The 19,783-nt window shown below is 68.7% G+C and carries 16 protein-coding genes; 12 read left to right on the top strand and 4 right to left on the bottom strand.

What is annotated here, in order from left to right; translation table 11 throughout:
• Positions 1 to 13: 13 nt before the first annotated feature.
• The 4 genes from ACFWZU_RS10835 to ACFWZU_RS10820 all read right to left on the bottom strand — a co-directional run bounded on the left by ACFWZU_RS10835 (position 14) and on the right by ACFWZU_RS10820 (position 7,158).
• Positions 14 to 1,222 carry a dipeptidase gene (locus tag ACFWZU_RS10835; protein WP_439701523.1) on the bottom strand — a complete coding sequence of 403 codons (1,209 nt, stop codon included), beginning with the start codon at positions 1,220 to 1,222 and terminating at the stop codon, positions 14 to 16.
• A gap of 15 nt (positions 1,223 to 1,237) precedes the next feature.
• A complete protein-coding gene (lysA, locus tag ACFWZU_RS10830) occupies positions 1,238 to 2,527 on the bottom strand; it encodes a diaminopimelate decarboxylase (protein ID WP_439701522.1) in 1,290 nt (429 codons plus the stop codon).
• Between the two features lie 71 nt (positions 2,528 to 2,598).
• Positions 2,599 to 5,598, bottom strand: a complete 3,000-nt coding sequence (locus ACFWZU_RS10825; protein WP_439701521.1) for a TonB-dependent receptor — start codon at positions 5,596 to 5,598, stop codon at positions 2,599 to 2,601.
• A 48-nt stretch (positions 5,599 to 5,646) separates the two neighbouring features.
• Positions 5,647 to 7,158 (bottom strand): transglutaminase-like domain-containing protein, encoded by a 1,512-nt coding sequence (locus ACFWZU_RS10820; protein WP_439701520.1) that lies wholly within the window; start codon positions 7,156 to 7,158, stop codon positions 5,647 to 5,649.
• A gap of 130 nt (positions 7,159 to 7,288) precedes the next feature.
• On the opposite strand from ACFWZU_RS10820, the gene ACFWZU_RS10815 reads away from it, so the two are divergent.
• From ACFWZU_RS10815 to ACFWZU_RS10760, 12 genes are all read left to right on the top strand, one after another.
• On the top strand, positions 7,289 to 8,440 hold the full coding sequence (locus ACFWZU_RS10815; RefSeq protein ID WP_439701519.1) for a DUF819 family protein: 1,152 nt from the start codon (positions 7,289 to 7,291) through the stop codon (positions 8,438 to 8,440).
• Between the two features lie 20 nt (positions 8,441 to 8,460).
• The gene (locus ACFWZU_RS10810; protein ID WP_439701518.1) at positions 8,461 to 9,861 is read left to right on the top strand and encodes a C40 family peptidase; all 1,401 of its coding nucleotides are present in this window, start codon (positions 8,461 to 8,463) and stop codon (positions 9,859 to 9,861) included.
• A gap of 94 nt (positions 9,862 to 9,955) precedes the next feature.
• A complete protein-coding gene (locus tag ACFWZU_RS10805) occupies positions 9,956 to 11,053 on the top strand; it encodes a dipeptide epimerase (RefSeq protein ID WP_439701517.1) in 1,098 nt (365 codons plus the stop codon).
• Entirely contained in the window at positions 11,053 to 11,904 is an 852-nt protein-coding gene (locus tag ACFWZU_RS10800) for a MurR/RpiR family transcriptional regulator (protein ID WP_439701516.1), read from the top strand. Before ACFWZU_RS10805 ends, ACFWZU_RS10800 begins: the two co-directional genes overlap by 1 nt.
• 111 nt (positions 11,905 to 12,015) lie before the next feature.
• Positions 12,016 to 12,780: a L,D-transpeptidase family protein gene (locus ACFWZU_RS10795; protein ID WP_439701515.1), complete on the top strand. Its 765-nt coding sequence runs from the start codon at positions 12,016 to 12,018 to the stop codon at positions 12,778 to 12,780.
• Complete coding sequence (locus ACFWZU_RS10790) at positions 12,777 to 14,048, top strand: dicarboxylate/amino acid:cation symporter (protein ID WP_439701514.1); 1,272 nt, start codon at positions 12,777 to 12,779, stop codon at positions 14,046 to 14,048. Before ACFWZU_RS10795 ends, ACFWZU_RS10790 begins: the two co-directional genes overlap by 4 nt.
• Before the next feature lie 152 nt (positions 14,049 to 14,200).
• On the top strand, positions 14,201 to 15,367 hold the full coding sequence (locus ACFWZU_RS10785) for an NAD(P)/FAD-dependent oxidoreductase (RefSeq protein ID WP_439701513.1): 1,167 nt from the start codon (positions 14,201 to 14,203) through the stop codon (positions 15,365 to 15,367).
• 120 nt (positions 15,368 to 15,487) lie between these two features.
• Complete coding sequence (locus ACFWZU_RS10780; protein WP_439701635.1) at positions 15,488 to 16,087, top strand: anthranilate synthase component II; 600 nt, start codon at positions 15,488 to 15,490, stop codon at positions 16,085 to 16,087.
• Positions 16,084 to 17,163, top strand: coding sequence for an anthranilate phosphoribosyltransferase (trpD, locus tag ACFWZU_RS10775; protein WP_439701512.1), 1,080 nt, complete (start codon positions 16,084 to 16,086; stop codon positions 17,161 to 17,163). The genes ACFWZU_RS10780 and trpD overlap by 4 nt, the downstream gene beginning before the upstream one ends.
• Positions 17,164 to 17,245: 82 nt before the next feature.
• Positions 17,246 to 18,040 carry an indole-3-glycerol phosphate synthase TrpC gene (gene trpC, locus ACFWZU_RS10770; RefSeq protein ID WP_439701511.1) on the top strand — a complete coding sequence of 265 codons (795 nt, stop codon included), beginning with the start codon at positions 17,246 to 17,248 and terminating at the stop codon, positions 18,038 to 18,040.
• A 4-nt stretch (positions 18,041 to 18,044) separates the two neighbouring features.
• Entirely contained in the window at positions 18,045 to 18,719 is a 675-nt protein-coding gene (locus tag ACFWZU_RS10765) for an HAD-IB family phosphatase (protein ID WP_439701510.1), read from the top strand.
• A gap of 95 nt (positions 18,720 to 18,814) precedes the next feature.
• Positions 18,815 to 19,780 (top strand): bifunctional helix-turn-helix transcriptional regulator/GNAT family N-acetyltransferase, encoded by a 966-nt coding sequence (locus ACFWZU_RS10760; protein ID WP_439701509.1) that lies wholly within the window; start codon positions 18,815 to 18,817, stop codon positions 19,778 to 19,780.
• The last annotated feature ends 3 nt before the right edge of the window (positions 19,781 to 19,783 follow it).

Genomic DNA, 19,783 nt, shown 5'->3' with positions numbered 1-19,783 from the left:
GGGAGGGAGAAGGTCAGCGCTGCGCATCGCGCTCCACCTCGCGCCACACGCGCAGCAGGTTGCCGCCCCAGATCTTGGCGATGTCCGCGTCGCTGAAGCCGGCGCGACGCAGCGCAGCGGTGACGTTGCGCGTCTCGCTGGCGTCCTTCCACCCGGTGATGCCGCCGCCGCCGTCGAAGTCGGAGGCAATGCCGACGTGGTCGATGCCGGCGACGTCGGCGATGTGGCGGATCTGCCTGACGTAGTCTTCGACCGTGGGCAGCGGGAACTGCTGCTGGATCTTCGCCATGCCCGCGGCCATCGCCGGCAGGTAGTCGTGCTTGTCGCTGTCGTATTCCTTGTCGCCGGCCTGGTGCGCCACTTCGGCCTGCAGCTTCTTCTCCGCCGCCTCGCGGCCCGGGTCGTGCTTGAGGAATTCCTTGTAGGCCACCGCCTGGATCACGCCGCCCCTGGCCGCGATGGCGCGCAGCAGGTCGTCGGGCAGGTTGCGCGGATGGTCGAGCAGGGCGCGGGCGCCGGAGTGCGAGGCGATCACCGGCGCCGTCGAGGCGACCAGCACGTCGCGCACGCAGGCGTCGGAGGCGTGCGAGACGTCGACCATCATGCCCAGTGCGTTGGCGCGCGCCACCACCTGCCGGCCGAAGTCGGTCATGCCGTGGTCGCCCTTGCTGTTCATTGCCGGCTCGCCGTGCTCGGTATCGGGCATCGAGCTGGTGCATAGGTCGTTGTTGCCTACGTGCACCAGCCCGACATAGCGCGCGCCGCGGTCGTAGGCGGCGTCCAGCCGGTGCAGGTCGTGGCCCAGCGAATAGGCGTTCTCGATGCCGATCATCGCCGAGAGCAGGCCGGCCTTGCGGTTCGCCAGTGCCGCCCCGGGCGAGGTGGCCAGGCGGATGCGGTCCGGGTACATCATCAGCATGCGGCCGATCGCCTCGTACTTTTCCTCGGCCTGGTCGACGGCCTTGGCGTAACCGTCGGCATCGAGCTTGTGCTGCGGCACCCAGATCACGAAGAAGGCGGCATCGAGGCCGCCGTGCCGCATCTTGCCCAGGTCCACCAGCAGCGGCGTGTCGTGGCCGACGTCGAAGCGCGGCTCGCGCATGTAGGTGAACGGGATATCGACGTGGGTGTCGATGGTGATCGGAGGGTCCTGCTGCGCTTGCGCGGGAAGCGCGGCGGCGAGTGGCAGGGCGAACAGGGCAAGGCGGGCAAGTCTACGCATTGGCGGCGGGTGTCCTCATGGCGTGGCCCAATCCTGCGCCGACTGCTCGCCGGCGACCATCTCTTCCAGGGTCTGCCGGCGCCGGATGACCGCGTAGCGGCCATCGTCCAGTAGTACCTCGGCGGCGAGCGGGCGCGAGTTGTAGGTGGAGGCCATCGAGGCGCCGTACGCACCGGTGCCCTGGATGGCGAGCAGGTCGCCCGGTTCGCACGCCGGCAGAACGCGTGCGCGTGCGAAGGTATCGCCGGTTTCGCAGACCGGGCCGACCACGTCGTAGGTGGCGGGCGGTCGCGGCTCCGGCGCGACGGGGACGATGTCGTGCCAGGCGTCGTACAGGCTCGGCCGCTGCAGGTCGTTCATCGCCGCGTCGAGCACCAGGAAGGAGCGCTCGGTGCCCTCCTTGATGCGCAGCACGCGGGTCAGCAGCACGCCGGCCTCGGCGACCAGGTAGCGGCCCGGTTCAAGCAAGAGGCGGCCGTCGAAGCCGGCGAGTGCTTCACGGATCACGCCGGCATAGTCGGCGGCGGTGACCGGCTGGTCGTGCCCGGCGCGGTAGCGCACACCCAGGCCGCCACCGACGTCGATGCTGGCGATCGGGTGGCCGGCCTGCACCAGCTCGCGCCAGAACGCGGCGACGCGGTGCAGCGCCAGCCGGAAGGGCTTGAGGTCGAGGATCTGCGAGCCGATGTGCACGTGCAGGCCATCGAGCCGAACGTGCGCGAGCTGCCGCCGCTCGGCGAACCAGCGGCGCGCCTCGGCGATGCTCACGCCGAACTTGTTCTCGGCCCGTCCGGTGGAGATCTTGGCGTGGGTGAGCGCGTCGACGTCGGGGTTGATGCGCACCGCGGCGTTCGCGACCACGTGCCGCGCGGCGGCGACTCGCTCGATCGCCTGCAGTTCGTCCAGCGACTCGACGTTGAAGCGTGCGATGCCGGCGGCAAGCGAGGCATCGATCTCTTCGGCTGTCTTGCCGACGCCGGAGAACACGATGCGCTCGGCGGCAATGCCGGCGGCCAGCGCCCGCTGCAGTTCGCCGGCCGAGACGATGTCCGCACCCAGTCCGGCGGCGGCCATCAGTTCGAGGATGGCGCGGTTGGAGTTGGCCTTGACCGCGTAGCAGATGGTGGCTTCGAGGCCGCGCAGGGCGGACTGGAGCTCGCCGATGCGCTGGCGGATCGCATGGGCGGAATAGGCGTACAGCGGCGTGCCCACGCGCGATGCCAGCGCGCGCAGGTCGACGCCGTCGAAGGTCGGTTGCGGTTCGGGCACGGTAGCGGTGTCGTCGTGCCGGGGGGGAACGCTCATGGGGTTCATCGGGCGAGGGCCCAAAAAAGACGGCCCGCGATTGACCGCGGGCCGCCAGGCGGGGAGGGGCCTTAGAAGTCCACGGCCACGGTCAGCTGCGCGAAGCGCGGCGACTGGAAGCCGATCGGTTGCATGAAGCTGGCGCTGGTGCCGTTGGAGATGGTGGTCTGCAGGTCCTGGTCCACCTGCACCGTGCGCTGCTGGTTGAGCAGGTTGTACACGGCCAGCTTCACGCGCAGGTTGCCGCCGCCCTGGAAGGGCAGGATGTAGCTGATGCCGGCGTTGAGCGTGTAGGTCCAGGGCAGGCGGCCGTAGGCGCCGCGGGGCGAGCGTTCGTAGACGCGGTCCTCGGAAACGGGCGAGGTGCAGTTTTCCACGCAGATGTAATAGCTGTGGTAGTTCTGCGCGTCATACGGGTTGCCCACGCCGAAGCCGGTGATCGGGCCGCCCGAATGGACGTCCAGGTCGCCGCTGACCTGCCAGTGCGGGGTGATCGCATAGGCGCCGCGCAGCTTCAGCTGGTGGCGGCGATCGTTCGGCAGGTAGCCGTCGCCGCCGAAGTTCACCCACGGATCGTCGAAGTTTTCGGTACGGCCGGTATCGTCGAAGTCGGTGTCCGAGTTGACCGGGCCCTCCGCGTTGCCGCGGTTCCAGGCCAGAACGTACGACGCGTTGAAGGACCACTTCTCGTCCCAGGCACGGTCAAGCTGGAATTCCAGCGACGTGTAGGTGCGCTTGGGCTTCACCCAGCCGCGCTGGCCCAGGTAGTTGCCCTCGGCGTCGTACATCGCCCAGCCTTCCTTGGAGGTATCGACGGTCAGGTAGCCGTCGGCCGTGCCGTCGCAGTTGGTGTCGCCCCAGACGGTGACCTTCTCGCCCGGGTTTGCCATGACCCAGCCCACGTAGCCATCCGGACCGCACTGCGCGGTGGCGCTGATTTCCATGTCGTCGATGGCATTGTGCAGGCGGCGGTAGGTGCCGCTGACGCCCCACGACCAGTTGTTGCCGATCATCTGCTGGAAGCCCAGGATCGCCTCGTCCTGGTAGACCGGATCCATGTCGTGGTCGACTTCCGAGCGCAGGTCGCCCACGGTGCCGTCGCCCTGCGAGGTATCGACCGGGCCGATCTGCGGGCCCAGCCGCGGCACGACGTAGCTGACGCCGTTGAGTTCGCGCGTCTCCCAGCCGTCGAAGGCGTAGAACGTGCGCTCGTCGAGCAGGCCGCCGGCCTGCTTGATGTTGATCACGTTGGCCACCGGCAGGAAATAGCGGCCCAGGTTGCCGAACAGCTTGGTGCTGCCGTCGCCCTTCATGTCCCACGAGAAGCCAAGGCGCGGCGCGATCTGGCGATCCATCTTGATGTAGCTGTTGCCCGCGGCGTCCTGGTTGTCGAAGCTGTCGTTGCGCAGGCCCATGTTGAGCACGAAGTTGGGCGTGATCTGCCAGTTGTCTTCCAGGTAATAGGCCGAGTCGATCGTCTTGAAGGTGCCTTCGATCTCGTAGCGGCGCGCACGGACGTAGTTGGTGTAGCCCGCGGGGATCACCCCGCCGTTGTCGATGGTGTCGCCCGCCGCACCGGCATACACGGTGTAGTAGAGCGCACCGGGGCCGGGGTAGTAGCGGCTGTATTCGGAGGTGTTGACCTCATGGTCGTAGCCGAAGCGCAGCAGGTGGTCGCCAAGTGTCCACTCGAAGTCGGCGCGGCCCTGCTTGCGCTGGTCGTTGCGCTTTTCCACGCGCGTGCTGGTCGAGCAGCCCAGCTGCGGGTCGGGCGGCGGCACGGCGGTGGTGTCGTCGATGGCGACCGGGTTGCATTCGAGGTCCAGCTGCGAGCGGGTGAACGCTTCGCGGTTGTTCTCGCCGTACATCAGCTTCATCGACAGGTCGTTGGTGAGGTAACTGGTCCAGGTCAGCGCCCAGTTCTTGCCGCCGGTGTCGGTGTAGATCTCGTTGGTCTTGGTGCCGCGGGTGTCGGTGTCGTAGTCGTACTCGTAGACGTCGCCGACATTCTTGTTCTTGTCGGAGAAGGCCATCAGCGACAAGGTGTTGTTGTCGGTGATGTTCCAGTCGACCGTGGTGCCCCAGAAGCCCTGGTTCGAATTGTTGTCGGTGATCGCGTTGCCGGCGTCGTTGGTGTTGCGGGGCGTGGCACCGCGGGCCTCGTACATCGCGAAGAAGAACAGTTTGTCCTTCACGATCGGGCCGGACGCCCAGACGTTGGTCTTGATCAGCGAATCGCGGTCGCGGCTGGCGGTGATGTAGCGGGTGCCGTTGGCGTCGTAGTGGTTCTCGGCCACCGAATGCCAGTTGCCCGGCTCCATCGTGATTTCGGTGCCGGCGTGGAACTCGTTGGTGCCCGAGCGTGCCACCGCGTTGACCACGCCGCCGGTGGTGCGCCCGAATTCCACCGAATAGCCGCCGGTCTTGACCTGGAACTGGTCGTAGAAGGCGAACGGCGCTTCGGAGAAGCCGTTGCGGTTGTAGAAGTCGGTGACGTTGAGGCCGTTGACGTAGAACGCGTTCTCGGCGATCGACGAACCGCCGAAGGAGATGCCGCCGAAGCCGGCGTTGCCCTTGACCACGCCCGGCGCGAGCAGCGCGACCGAGGCCACGTTCTGGTCGACCGGCAGGCGCACCAGGTCGGCACGCGAGACGATCGTGGCCGACTCGGTCGAGCTCACGTCGATCACCGGCAGCACCGAGCTGGTGACGTTGATGGTGGACAGGTTGGTCGCGTTCATCGCGCCCAGGTCGACCGTGGTGGTCGTGCCCAGGGCGACGGTGACGTTGCGGGTCGGACCGACCGGCTGGCCGGCGCTGGTCGCGCTGATGGTGTACTGGCCGACCGGCAGGAAGGGCAGGCGGTAGTTGCCTTCGCTGTCGGCGACGACCGAGCGGGTGAAGCCGGTATCCGGGCTGGTCACGGTCACCGTGGCGCCGGCCTGGGTGTGGCCGGCGACGGCGCCGTCGTTGTTGGCTGCGTGGGCCTGCGGCGCGCCGAAGGCGGCCAGCGCCAGTCCGAGCGCCGTGCCGAGCACGGTCCTGCGCATGTTCCAAACCTTGCTGCTCATTTCCCCTACTCCCCTCGACGCCGGGTCGATGTCAGTTGAACTTGTTGGTTACTTGTCGTTGCGTCCGTGCAGGAACTGCCAGTCGAAGTGGTAATCCCACTTGTCGAAATACAGATTGCCGCCGCGCCACTCGACCTCGCCGCGCTGCGAGTCGACGGTTTCCGAACGCGGGAACTGCTTGGCCGGCACGAACGGACGGCTGTAGTCGTCGTTGAAGGCAATGCGATAGGCGTCCAGGCCGCCCAGGTAGAACCAGCGCAGGCGCGGGTCGTCGCCGGGTCCGGGCGCGAGCTGGCCGAAGGTCACGTCCACCGGCACCCAGCCGTACGGGGCGAGGTAGAGCTGTCCCCAGTCGTGGATGTTGTCGTAGTCGCCGTCGGAGAACATCCAGCCGGATTGCCAGCGTGCCGGAATACCGTTCAGGCGCAGCAGGGTGAGCAGCAGCAGGGTCTGTTCGCCGCAGTCGCCGTGGCCGGCGTGCAGGGTGTAGTCGCTGATGTTGCTGATGGTGGAGTACTCGCGCGCGCCGGCCCACGGAATCCGGTCCACCGCGGCAAACAGCTTCTGCGCGACGCGGTAGGGATTGGTTTCGTCGCCCACCACCTTGCGCGAGAACGCACGCAGGTCGTCAGTAAAGACGATGTGCGGCGCGCGCTCTTCGATGAAGGGCTTGAGCGCCGGCGTGATCGTCGCCGGCACGACCTTGTCCGGATCGATCGGGTGGGATTGCGCACGCAGGGTCAGCTCGTAGGTGAGCTTGAACACGGTCGGCTGGCCGGCCTTGGCCGGTGCCTCCAGGTACGCGGTGCGCTGCAGCGTATCCACTGGCGCCACGCGCGCGCCGGTCGGCTGGCTGGCGACGAAACGGATGTCGTCCTGCTGGCCGGGGATCGCACGCGGGTAGGGGATCCAGGCCTTGACCGTCTCGCCGGCCGGGACGGCATCGGCGTCGACGGTGACCGTCTGGGTCACGCGCACGCGCATCGGCAGCACGCCGGCCTTGCCGCTTGCGAGGGCCTCGCGGAAGGCTGCGCGGTGGTGGTCGTTCAGCACCTCGTTGGGGCCGTTGGGCGGCAGCGCCGGCGCCGAACGGCCGCGGCGGTCGCGCGCCTGGTCGCTCAGCAGGAAAAGGTTCGATGGCGCGCGGTTGAAGTAGAGCGTGCGGCCGTCGATCACCATGTGCTCGAGCAGGCCGGCCGCGTCCCATCGCGCGAACTCCGCATCGGTAAGGTCCGGGATCTGCTTGCGTATCCGCGCCTTGGCGTCGTCCGCGGTAAGCGAGAAGTCGAGCAGGATGCGGTGCATGCGCTCGCGCTGGAACGCGAGCGCCTCGCGCGCGTCGGGCGCGAGCCCCGGCTGGGCAAGCGCCCGGTCGATCGCCCGGCGGGCGGCATCGAAATGGCCGTGGTCGATTTGCGCGACGATGGCGGGCGGGCCCGGCGGCGGCAGGCTGGCCAGTGCCGGCATGGCGCAGCAGAGCAGGCCCACCAGCGCGGCGCGCGCCAGTGCACGCCCGCGCACCGGTTCGTGTTTGCCTTGCGTCGCTGGCACCCTCGTCATCGCACAACGCCCCCGCCCGATGGCATCAAGGCCTTGTGTAACACGCTTGCAAAAGGTGGTCAATAATTTATGCTTCGGCTCAATGTATGAGGAATGGCATATTCCTGACACGACGCACGAGGGGTAGCGCGTGATCCACACGGTATGGCCATACCTGGCCGTGATGCTGCTGGCCGCCGGCCTGTTTCCGGCGCTGGAGCGGCGCACCGGCTGGCGCGTGTTCAACGTGCTGCCGCCGATCGTCTTCACCTACCTGCTGGTGACCGCGCTGGCGGTGTCGGGCCTGTGGCAGGTCAACGAGGAGATCCGCACCGCGCAGTCGATGCTGGTCTCGCACATGGTGCCGGCGCTGCTGTTCCTGCTGATGATCAACTGCGACCTGCGCGCGATCTTCAAGCTCGGGCCGCGCGTGCTGGGCGTGTTCGCCTGCACCTCGGTCAGCCTGTTCATCGCCTTCATCACGACCTTCCTGCTCTACAAACGCTGGCTGCCAGGCGATGCATGGCATCCGCTGGCGGCGCTGTCGGGCAGCTGGGTCGGCGGCACGGCGAACATGATCGCGGTGAAACAGGCGATCGGCATGTCCGACCAGCATCTGGCGATGAGCCTGCTGACCGACGCGCTCTGCTATTCGACCTGGGTGGCCGTGCTGTTCGCGGTGGCGCGGCTGGCGCCGGCGTTCAACCGCTGGACGAAGGCCAGGTCGACCGGCGAACTGCAGGTCGCCGAGGCGAAGGCGACCGGGCCGACCACGTCCGATTCGGTGCTGTTGTGGTTGGGGCTTGCGCTGGCGGCGGCGGCACTGGCCGCGTGGTTTGCGACCTTCCTGCCGACTTCGACCATGATCAGCGCGACCACCTGGACCATCCTGCTCGCCACCGGCGCCGGGCTGGTCGTGGCACATACGCCGTTGGCGCGCTACCCGGGCGCGGGCACCATTTCCAGCGCACTGCTGATCAGCGTGGTGGCAGTACTCGCCTCGCAGAGCAATTTCCACGGCATCGGCGCGGCGCCGCTGTACCTGCTCTGCGGCGTGACGGTCATCGCCGTTCATGCGGTCCTGCTGGTCGGCTTCGCCAAGCTGTTCCGCTTCGATCTCTACCTCTGCGGGATTTCCTCGCTGGCGCACATCGGCGGCGTGGCGGCGACGCCGGTGCTGGCGGCGAGCTATTCGCGCGCGCTGGTGCCGGTCGGCATCCTGCTCGCGCTGCTGGGTTACATACTGGGCACCGGCTTCGGCCTGCTGGTGGCGTCGATCATGTCGACGCTGGCGGGATCGTGACAGCCATGAGGACCACGACCATGCGAACTTTTCTCTCTTCGGCGCTGCTGGCCCTGCTGCTGGCGGCTACGCCGCTGCATGCGCGCGACCAGGTTTCGACCTTGCCGGTGCCCCCTTCGGGCGTGCTTGGCGTGGGCGAGGCCCAGCTGACCCCCGCGTTCTGGATCGGCCTGCAGCCGCAGCCGGACAAGGTGATCCTGAGCCGCCAGCAGATCGCGGCGCAGAACGCGGCGCTGTTCGCGCGGGACAAGTCGATGCATGAACTGCGCGCGCTGCCGGCCACCCTCAATGGCGCGCAGGTGCGCGGCTGGATCGAGGATCTTGCCGATGCGCCGTCCAGGCCGCTCTACGACGTCGACGGCAAACCGGTGCCGGCCGCCACGCTGAAGGGCATCGTCGACGCCCGCGCGCTTGATGCCATCCCGGCGAGCCAGAAGACGCGTTACGGCATGGTCGTGCGCCGCGCTGCGCTACGTACGTTCCCGACCACGCTTCGCGTGTTCCGCGAAGCGGGCGATACCGACATCGACCGCTTCCAGGAGACCGCCGAGTTTCCCGGCACCCCGGTGGTGATCGCCCACGCCAGCCGCGACGGCCGCTGGCTGTTCGTGGTGAGCCCGCGCTATGCCGCCTGGACCGAGGCGACCAACATCGCCGAAGGCAGCAAGGAAGCCGTGCTCGGCTACGCCGACAAGACGCCCTACCGCGTCGTCACCGGGGCCAAGGTCTACACCGTCTATACCCGCGAGGCGCCGGCCGTCTCGCAGGTGGAGCTGGACATGGGCACGCGCGTGCCGGTGCTCACCGACTTGGCCGCGGACCAGCCGGTCAACGGCCAGACGCCCTACGCCGCGCACGTGGTCGAGCTGCCGGTGCGCAAGGCCGACGGCTCGCTCGCCTTCAGTCCTGCGCTGATCCAGAAGAACGCCGACACCGCGCCCGACTACCTGCCGCTGACCCCGCGCAACCTGATCACCCAGGCGTTCAAGTTCCTGGGCGAGCGCTACGGCTGGGGTCATGCCTACGACGGGCGGGACTGCTCCGGCTTCGTCTCGGACGTCTATCGCTCGATGGGCGTCGAGATGCCGCGCAACACCTCCAGCCAGGGCGTGAGCCCGGCCTTCGCGAAGCAGGCTTTCGGCACGGACAGCGCGCACGAAGATCGTCTGCAGGCGGCGCAAGCGCTGGAACTGGGCGACCTGGTCTACATCCCCGGCCACGTGATGATGTCCCTGGGCCAGTGGCAAGGGCAGCCGTGGGTGATCCACGACGTGCTGGGCATGAGCTACCACAAGGCCGACGGTTCCACGGCGCACGTCAAGCTCAATGCCGTTTCGGTAACGCCGCTGCTTCCGATGCTCTACGGCAAGGACTCCACCTTCATCGACCACATGACCAGCATCGTACGGATGCGGCCGTAGCGGTCCGTAGGGTGGGCGCGACGCCCGCCAGACGTTCCTGCGACAGGACGGTGGGCTCGAAGCCCACCCTGCGGACACCAACGACAAAGACACCATGAAGATCACAGACATCCAGTTCGGCATGCTGCGGGTGCCCCTGAAGACACCCTTCAAGACCGCGTTGCGCACCGTCAACCAGGTCGAGGACATCGTGGTGATGGTGCACACCGATACCGGCCAGATCGGCTACGGCGAGGCGCCGGCCACCGCGGTGATCACCGGCGACACGCATGGCTCGATCGTGGATGCGATCCGCCACTACATCTCGCCGCGGCTGATCGGCCAGGAGATCGCCAACCTCAACCGGATCACCCACCTGATCCAGGGCTCGATGGAGAAGAACTCCTCCGCCAAGGCGGCCGTGGAGATCGCCATCTACGACCTGTGGGGCCAGCTCTACAGCGCGCCGCTGTACAAGCTGCTGGGCGGTGGCGACCCGGTGATCACCACCGACATCACGATCAGCGTCGACTACATCGACAAGATGGTGGCCGACTCGGTTGCGGCGGTCGATCGCGGCTTCGAGTCGCTGAAGATCAAGGTCGGCAAGGACATTGGCGTCGACATCGAGCGGGTCAAGGCGATCTACGCGGCAGTCGAAGGGCGCGCCTTGCTGCGCCTGGACGCCAACCAGGGCTGGACCGCCAAGCAGGCGGTTTACGCGCTGCAGACACTGGAAGAGGCCGGCATCAAGCTGGAGCTGGTCGAACAGCCGGTCAAGGCGCGCGACCTCGAAGGCATGCGCTACGTCACCGAGCGCGTGCACACGCCGGTGATGGCCGACGAGAGCGTGTTCGGCCCGATGGAAGTGATCGAGCTGATCCGCATGCGCGCGGCCGACATCATCAATATCAAGCTGATGAAGACCGGCGGCATTTCCAATGCGATCAAGATCGCCGACATCGCCCAGTTGCACGGCATCGACTGCATGATCGGCTGCATGCTGGAGACCTCGATCAGCGTGGCGGCGGCCGTGCACGTGGCGGTGGCCCGTGCCGACGCGATCAGCAAGATCGACCTGGATGGCCCCTCGCTGGCCCAGTTCAACCCGGTCGACGGTGGGGTAATCTTCAACGAATCGGAAATCTCCGTGACCGACGCCCCGGGCCTCGGCATCCGCGAGATCAGGGGCCTGGAGAGGATCGCGGACTGATGTCCCCGCTGGTCAAAATCCGTTCGGAGCGCGACCAGATGTCGGCGGTGGAGCGGCGCATCGCCGACTTCATCCTGGAAAACGCGCACCTGCTGCGCGACTACTCCTCGCAGCAATTGGCCAACGCCCTGGGGATCAGCCAGTCCAGCGTGGTCAAGTTCACCCAGAAGCTCGGCTTCAAGGGTTATCCGGACCTGAAATATTCGGTCGGCGAGGCGATCGCGCGCGCCGACAACGGCGATGCGCCAGCCATGGAGCGCGCCGGCAGCGGCGAGGAGGAAGGCCCCGGCGCGCTGTGGCGGCGCAAGTCGGAGGCGGAAGAGGCCACGCGGCTGATCAATCCGCCCGAGGTGATCGACACGATCGCTGCGGCGATCGAGCAGGCCGGGCGCGCCGGCAAGGTGTTCATCATCGGCCTGGGCGAGGACGACATCTACGCGCGCAACTTCGCGCTGCGGTTGTCGCTGCTGGGCATCCTCACCGTGCACAACTTCGACACCGCGCGGATGACCGCGAACGTCTCCGCCGCCGGCGCCGGCGACGTGCTGCTGGTGTTTTCCGAGCACGGCAACCATCCGGCGCTGTGCAAGATCGCGCGCTACTTCCGCGAGCGGCGCGGGCAGGTGATCACCGTCACCCGGCACACCGCCAACCCGCTGCGCACGCTGGCCGACATCCAGCTGCTGGTCAGCGCGCACGACGAGCGGCCCTACATCCAGCCGCTGCTGTATCAATCGGCGCTGCAGCACCTGCTCGACTGCGTGTTCGTGCTGCTGTGCGAGAGCCACGACGACCGCCATGCGCAGTTGCTGGCGAATCTCGAGCGCATCCAGTTGATGCTGGAGCCCTGATGCGTGTGCCTGGCCCCGTAGGGTGGGCTTCAGCCCACCACGCCCTGCTCGCCCGAACCACCATGGTGGGCTGAAGCCCACCCTATGCCGTCCGTTCCGCGTGAGGTATCCATGTCCGTCCGCCTGCCACTCCTGTTGATGCTTGCCCTTGCCGGCACGGGCCATGCACGGGCCGACGAACCGGGCGCCTGGTCCGATGCCCGCCAGATGGTGGTGGTCACCACGCCCGGCTGGAACGTCGACCACGGGACCCTGCGCACCTACGCGCGCACCGCCAACGGCTGGAAGGAAATCGGCGCGCCCGCGCCGGTCACCATCGGCAAGGCCGGCGCCGCCTGGGGGCTGGGGCTGAATGCTCCGCGCCACGACGGTCCGGTCAAGCGCGAGGGCGACCTGCGCAGCCCGGCCGGCGTGTTCGACATCGGCGAGGCGTTCGGCTACGCGGCCAAGGCCGATACCGCCATGCCCTACCGCGCGCTGACTGCCAGCGATTACTGCGTCGATGTCAGCGGCTCGCCGCAGTACAACCGCATCGTCGACGCGAAGGTGGTGGGCGAGAAGGCCGTCGAAGGTTCGACCGAACCGATGCGCCGCGACATCCACGTCCACGGCGACCAGCGCTACGCCCAGGGCTTCGTGATCGAGCACAACCCGCAGCAACGTGCGCGGGGCGGCAGCTGCATCTTCGCCCATCTGTGGAAGTCGCCGGTCGATGCGACCACCGGCTGCACCGCCATGGACCCTTCGCTGATGCATCGCCTGCTGGCCTGGCTGCGTCCGGACGATCATCCGGTGTTCGTGCTGATGCCCACACCTGCGTACGAAAAGCTGCAAGCCGACTGGCGCCTGCCGGCGCTCGGGGATGCCGCCCGATGAGCCCCACCGCGCGCGTGCTGGGCGGCCTGGCGGCCGGCGCCATCCTCGGCCTGGCCCTGGCCGCATGGAACCCGCTGGTCGCCACGCAGGTGGCCGACGTGGTGCAGCCGATCGGCAAGCTCTGGCTGAACGCCTTGCAGATGACCGTGGTGCCGCTGGTGCTGGCGCTGGTGGTGGTGGGCGTCAACACGGCGACCGACGCGGCGGCCTCCGGACGCATCGCGCGGCGGGCGATCGTGGTGTTCATCCTGCTGTTGCTGCTCGGCGCCTTGTTCACCGCGGCCGCCGCGCCGGCGCTGTTCTCGCTGTTCCCGCACAACCCGGCGCTGCGCACCGCGCTGGATCATGCGGTCGTCGGCACGGCCGCCCAGACCGGCCCGGTGAGCTGGTCGGCAGCGCTGGTGGCGATGATCCCCAGCAACGCGATCATGGCCGCCGCGCAGAGCGCGATGCTGCCGCTGGTGGTGTTCGCGCTGTTCCTGGGCTTCGCGCTCACGCGCATCGCGCCGGCGCGGCGGGCGATGCTGGTGGAGTTCTTCCAGGCCATCGCCGACGCCATGATCGTGATCGTGCGCTGGGTGCTGTGGGTGGCGCCGCTGGGCGTGTTCGCGCTGATCCTGGGCGTATGCGCGCGTTCGGGACTGGGCATGCTGAGCGCGCTGGGTGTGTACGTGCTGGCGGAGATCGTCCTGTACCTGGCGGTGACCGCAATGATGTACGTGGTGGCGGTGGTCTGGGGCGGCGAGAAGCTGCGCCGCTTCGCCAGTGCGTTGCTGCCGCCGCAGGCGGTGGCGATCAGCACGCAGTCGTCGCTCGCTTCGCTGCCGGCGATGCTCGAAAGCGCCGAGCAGCGGCTGGGTTACCCCAGGCAGGTCAACTCGCTGGTGCTGCCGATGGCGGTGACCCTGTGCCGCCTGACCAGCCCGGTGCAGTACCTGACCTCGGCCGCGTTCATCGCCTGGGCGTATGGCATCGACCTGTCGGCCACCCAGCTGGTCGCCGGTGCGGTGCTGGCGGTGGTGATCAGCCTGGGCTCGGTGGGCCTGCCAGGCGCGGTCACCTTTATCGCCACCAACCTCCCGGTGGCGCAGTCGATGGGCCTGCCGGTCGGGCCGCTGGGCCTGATGCTGGCGGTCGACACGCTGCCGGACGCCTTCGCCACCCTGGGCAACGTCACCGCCGACGTCGCCGCGACCAGCGTGGTGGCGCGGCAGTCGCATGACGTCGGCTCCTCCCCCTGCGTGCAGGGGGAGGTTGGGAGGGGGTAGCCCCGACCTCGCCGCAAGCCCCGGGGCCCCCCCCCCCCCCCCCCCCCCCCCGGGGGGGGGGGGGGGGTGGGGGGGGCCCCGCCCCGACCTCGCCGCAAGCCCCGAACCCCTCCCCAGCCCTCCCCTGCAAGCAGGGGAGGGAGTCAAAGCAGATGAGCACGCGCATGCAATCGATCGAAACCGACGTGATCGTGATCGGCGCCGGCATGGCCGGTGCCTCGGTGGCCTACTTCCTCGCGCCGCACGCACGCGTGCTGGTGCTCGAGCGCGAGAGCTACGCGGGCATGCATTCGACCGGCCGCTCGGCCGCGCTGTTCAGCGAAACCTACGGCTCGCCGCAGGTGCGCGCGCTGACCCGTGCGACCCGGCCGTTTCTCGCCCGCCCGCCGGAGGGCTTTGCCAGCGCGCCGATCCTGACGCGACGCGGCGCGACCGTGATCGGCACCGCGGCGGATGCCGACCGGGTGCGCGCCGAGTACGAGGCGATCCTGCCGTACACGCGCGACCTCGAACTGCACGACGCCGCCCGCCTGCGCGCGAGCGTGCCGGTGCTGAAGCCGGAAGCGGCGCACATCGGCATGCACGAACCCGGCGCGGCCGACATCGACGTCAACGAACTGCACCAGGGCTTCCTGCGCGGCCTGCGCGCGCGCGGCGGGCAGCTGCGCCTGGACGTCGCCATCCGCGCGATCGAGCGCACCGCGGCCGGCTGGGAAGTCGACGCCGGCGAGACCGTTTACCGCGCACCGCTGCTGCTCGACGCGGCCGGCGCCTGGGCCGACCAGGTCGCACGCCTGGCCGGTGTCGCGCCACTGGGCCTGCAGCCTAAGCGCCGCTCGGCCTTCGTGTTCGAGCCGCCGGCCGGAGTGGACGTGCATCGCTGGCCGTTCATCTGCGACGTTGCCGAGACCTTCTACTTCAAGCCGGACGCCGGCCTGCTGCTCGGCTCGGCCGCCAATGCCGACCCGGTCGACCCGCACGACGTGCAGCCGGAGGAGTACGACATCGCGCTCGGCATCCACAACATCGAGCAGGCCACCACCATGGAGATCCGCCGCCCGACCCGCACCTGGGCCGGCCTGCGCTCCTTCGTCGCCGACGGCGACCTGGTCGGCGGCTTCGCGCCCGACGCACCGGGCTTCTTCTGGGTCGCCGCCCAGGGCGGCTACGGCATCCAGACCAGCGCCGCCATGGGCGAGTCCTGCGCCAGCCTGGCGCTTGGACGGCGGTTGCCCGGGCACCTGGCGGATGCGGGCCTTTCGGCCGCGATGCTCAGTCCGCAGCGGCTGCGCCCTGCTGCTGGAGCGGCGGCTCCGTAACGGCGATCGGCCAGTCGCATTCGAATTCCGCGGGACTCTCCCGCGGCATGCCTGCTGGCCGAAGCGTCGGCCGCCTGGCCCGGCTATCATGCCGATTCGCCCGTAGCCCGCGTGTCCGCCATGCTCCTGATGATCGACAACTACGACAGCTTTACCTTCAACCTCGTCCAGTACCTCGGCGAGCTGGGGCAGGAGGTGAAGGTGGTGCGCAACGATGCGCTGGACGTGGCCGGCATCCGCGCGCTCAGGCCCTCGCACATCATGATTTCGCCCGGGCCCGGTACGCCGGACGACGCGGGCGTGTCGCTCGCGGTGCTGCGCGAACTGGCCGGGGAGATTCCGGTGTTCGGCGTGTGCCTGGGCCACCAGGCGATCGGGCAGGCGTTCGGCGGCAAGGTGATCCGCGCCAAGCAGATCATGCATGGCAAGACCTCGCCGGTACGCCATCGCGGGCAGGGCGTGTTCGCCGGCCTGCCGGATCCGTTCGAGGCCACGCGCTACCACTCGCTGGTGGTCGAGCAGGGCTCGCTGCCGGACTGCCTGGAAGTCACCGCGTGGACCGAACACGCGGACGGCTCGATCGACGAGATCATGGGCCTGCGCCACAAGACGCTGCCGGTCGAGGGCGTGCAGTTCCACCCGGAGTCGATCCTGACGCAGTACGGCCACGACCTGCTGGCCAACTTCCTTGGCCTGCCGCGGCGGAAGCTGGCTGCATGAGTCCGCGCGAGATTTCGATCACGCCGCAGGAGGCGCTCCAGCGCACCATCGAACACCGCGAGATCTTCCACGACGAGATGATCGCGCTGATGCGCCAGATCATGCGCGGCGAGGTCAGTCCGCTGATGACGGCGGCGATCATCACCGGCCTGCGCGTCAAGAAGGAAACCGTGGGCGAAATCACCGGGGCGGCGCGGGTGATGCGCGAGCTCTCCGCCAAGATCCCGTTTTCCGGTGCATCCGCCGACGGCAGCGACCCTGCTGCCGGCAATCAACATCTTGTCGACATCGTCGGCACCGGCGGCGACGGCGCGTCGAGCTTCAACATTTCCACCGCATCGATGTTCGTCGCCGCGGCGGCCGGTGCGCGCGTGGCCAAGCACGGCGGGCGCAGCGTCTCCTCCAAATCCGGCAGCGCGGACGTGCTCGAGGCGCTGGGCGCGGTGATCGACCTGAACCCGGCGCAGGTCGCCCAGTGCATGGAAGAGACCGGCATCGGTTTCATGTTCGCGCCGAACCACCATCCGGCGATGAAGGTGGTCGCGCCGGTGCGCAAGGAAATGGGTGTACGCACGCTGTTCAACATCCTGGGGCCGCTGACCAACCCGGCCGGCGCGCCGAACATCCTGATGGGCGTCTTCCATCCCGACCTGGTCGGCATCCAGGTGCGCGTGCTGCAGGCGCTGGGCGCGCGCCATGCGATGGTGGTGTGGGGCCGTGACGGCATGGACGAGATCTCGCTGGGTGCGGCCACGCTGGTCGGTGAACTGCGCGGCGGCGAGGTGCGCGAGTACGAGATCGAGCCGGAGGACTTCGGCCTGGCCATGGCCTCCAGCCGTAATCTGCGGGTGGAGAGCGTGGACGAATCGCGCGCGATGCTGCTCGATGCGCTCGGCGGCCGCCACGGCGTAGCCCACGACATCGTGTGCCTCAACGCCGGTGCGGCGCTCTACACCTCCGGCGTGGCGGGGGACATCGACGAAGGCATCGCGCTGGCGCGCCACACCATCGCCAGCGGCGCCGCGCGTGCGAAAATGATGCAATTCATCGCCGCGACGCGCAGGCTCGCCATGTAGGAGCGCACCTTTGCGCGACCGGCGCACCGCTCGCCGCTCCGTTGGCTTTTCGCGCACAGGTGCGCCCCTACCTTTCGACGCCATGACCGACATCCTGCAACGTATCCTCGCCCGCAAGGCGGAGGAAATCGCCGAACGCAGCGCCGCGCTGCCGTTGTCCGAGCTCGCCTCGCGCATCGATGACCTGCCGCCCACCCGCGGCTTCGCCGCCGCGATCGAGGACAAGCTCGCCGCCGGCCTGCCGGCGGTGATCGCCGAGGTGAAGAAGGCCAGCCCCAGCAAGGGCGTGATCCGCGCCGACTTCGACCCGGCCGCCATCGCGCGCAGCTATGCCGCCGGCGGCGCCGCCTGCCTGTCGGTGCTGACCGACCGCGACTTCTTCCAGGGCAGCGAGGCGTACCTGCAACAGGCGCGCGAGGCCTGCGCGCTGCCGCTGCTGCGCAAGGACTTCATCGTCGACCCCTACCAGGTGTACGAGGCCCGCGCGATCGGCGCCGACTGCATCCTGCTGATCGCCGCGGCGCTGGACGATGCCGCGCTGCTGGAGCTGTCGCTGCTCGCCGCCGAACTCGACCTGGACGTGCTGTGCGAGGTGCACGACGCGGCGGAACTGGATCGCGCGCTGGCGCTGCCGGTCCCGCTGATCGGCGTGAACAACCGCAACCTGCGCACTTTCGAAACCACGCTGGACACCTCGCTCGCGCTCAAGCCGCGCATGGACGACGACGACCGCGTGCTGGTGGCCGAGTCGGGCATCCATGCGCGCGAGGACGTGGCGCGCCTGCGCGAGGCCGGCATCCACGCGTTCCTGGTCGGCGAGGCGTTCATGCGGGCCGAGGATCCGGGCCAGGCGCTCGAGCGGCTGTTCGCCGCCTGACGCCATGGAAGGGCAGGACACCCCCGCCGCCGACGTGCCGCCGGTCGTGCTGTTCGATTTCGATGGCGTGCTCACCCACGCCGACACCTACGCCTTGTTCGTGCGCGAGCGCTACGCGCGCTCGACCCTGCGCCAGTTGTTCGCGTTGCTGGCCCTGCCGTGGCTGATGCTGCTGTGGCCGCTGACGCGCCGGCTGCAACGCCCGCTGGTGCACATCGCATTGCTGGGGCTGGACGAAAAGCGTTACCGCGCCGCGGTCGACGCGTTCGCCGCCGAACTGGTGCGGCGGCCGGGGCATTTCTGCCGTGATGGCGTGCGGGCGTTGCGCCGCCACCAGGCGGCGGGCGAGCGGGTGATCGTGGTGACCGGCTGCGAGCACACGCTGGTCGAGAGCCTGCTTGCCCAGCTGGGGCTCGCTGGCGTGGAGCTGGTCGCCTCGCGGCTCAAACCCGGTCCGCTCGGCCTGCGCGTCGCGCACCACAACATCGGCGCCGGCAAGCTCAAGGCGCTCACCGCGCATGGCGTGCCTGCCTGGCAGCGTGCGTATGGCGATTCGCTCAACGACCTGCACATGCTCAAGGCTGCAGCCGAACCGGTGCTGGTCAACGGCACGCCGAAGCTGTGCAAGCGGATCGAGCGGGCGCTGGGCCGGTCGCTCGAGCGGGTGGCCTGGCACTGACCAGCGGCACCCGGCCAGGTGCCCGCGGAGGAGCTTGCAAGCCTGCGCCGTCCGAAATACGTTAGTGCTTACGTATCCCTGGACGGCCGCATCGCATGTATCTGGCATCGCTTGGCAAGCTGGCGCTCGGCAGCCGGCTGAAGGCACTCAGCGACCACTTCTACGGCGCGGCGGATCAGGTTTACCGCACGCTCGGCGCGCCAATCGAATCGCGTTGGCTGCCGGTGCTGCGTTACCTGTGGGATACGGGCCCGAGCACGGTGACCGACGTGGCCCAGGCGATCGGCCAGACCCATTCGGCCGTGAGCCAGCTCACCGACAAGCTGGTGCGTGCCGGGATGGTCCACCGCCGGCGTGACCCGGCCGACCGCCGTCGTACCGTGCTGGAACTCACCGACAAGGCGCACACGGCGCTCGGCGGACTCGGGCCGATCTGGTGCGCCGTGCAACGCGGCGTTGGCACCTCGCTGGAAGCGCAGGCGAACCACCTGCTGGACGCCATCGCAGCTTGCGAACGCGCGCTGCAGGAGCGCCCGGTAGCCGACGCCATCCTGGCCGAGCACAAGGCGATCAAGGCGACGCCGCTGGAGATCGTCCCGTACGCGCCGGCGTTACGCGAACACTTCTACCGTTTGAACGCGCAATGGCTGGAGCGCCATTTCCGCATCGAGGATATCGACCGCGCGGTGCTGGGCGAGCCCGAGCGTTACATCCTGCAGCCGGGCGGCGCGATCTATTTCGCCCGCCTGGGCGAGGCGGTCATCGGTACCTGCGCACTGCTGCAGGAATCGCCCGGCGTGTTCGAGCTGACCAAGATGGGCGTGGACGAGACCTTCCGTGGCCTGGGCGCCGGCAAGCGCCTGCTCGAGGCGTGCATCGCGGAGTTCCAGCGGCGCGGCGGCAAGACGCTGTTCCTGGAATCGAACAGCCGCCTGCAGACGGCGTTGCGGATGTACGAAAAGGCCGGCTTCGTGATGCAGCCATCGGTGCGCGCGGGCTCGCACTACGAGCGCGCGGACGTCTACATGATCTACCGGCCCGAAACGACGCGGCAGCCCTGAGGC

Origin of the sequence: Frateuria sp. GZRR33 (assembly GCF_051900425.1) — a bacterium.
In the GTDB taxonomy this organism is placed as follows: domain Bacteria; phylum Pseudomonadota; class Gammaproteobacteria; order Xanthomonadales; family Rhodanobacteraceae; genus Frateuria_A.
Note: the sequence above shows the minus strand (reverse complement) of the source record. Positions and strands in the feature narration are given on the sequence as shown.